This is a genomic window from Kitasatospora nipponensis (genome assembly GCF_039528135.1).
Classification (GTDB): domain Bacteria; phylum Actinomycetota; class Actinomycetes; order Streptomycetales; family Streptomycetaceae; genus Kitasatospora; species Kitasatospora nipponensis.
Map to the genome: position 1 here is coordinate 1 of NZ_BAAALF010001116.1, position 530 is coordinate 530.

Consider the following 530-nt stretch of genomic DNA (forward strand, 5'->3'; position numbering starts at 1 on the left):
CTCGGACTTGCTACCGTCCAGCTTGGCCTGCGACATGCCGAATCCTCCACGCCTTCAACAGATTGTTGATGCGAAGGTAACGGCGTCGCACTCGGGCCGTCAATGGCCGATCCTCCGGCGAACCTCAGTCCCGGCCCGCCGCGATGTAACGTTCCTCCAGCTGGGACCACAGCCGCTCGACGTCCTTCGGGCTCACCGAACCATCCGGACGGCTGCCCACCACGCCGTACTCCCGAGTCAGGAACTCCGCGAGCCGCTGCGCGTCCGGCTGGTGCTCGAACCGGTCCATGTACGCGGTCAGCGCCTCGTAGCAGAGCTCCGGATCGAGCGGCTCTGGCACCGGGCGACGATCCGGCTCCACCGAACCGGCCGACTCGGTATCCGCCACATCGTCCACATCGTCGAAGGTCAGCGGCCCCACGACCGGCGACCGCTCAGCCGACGGGGCCTGCGGGGCCAGCTGCTCCAGCCGGACCGGACGCGCCACCGGCGACGGCGGCTGCTGCTCCTGCGGCCGCTGCTGCTGCGAC

1 protein-coding gene is annotated in these 530 nt (G+C 69.4%); it reads right to left on the reverse strand.

All coding sequences use genetic code 11. The features are described from left to right. Window positions 1–124 precede the first annotated feature (124 nt). On the reverse strand, window positions 125–530 hold a 406-nt coding region (locus ABD323_RS45165), incomplete at its 5' end, for a hypothetical protein (RefSeq protein ID WP_344447744.1).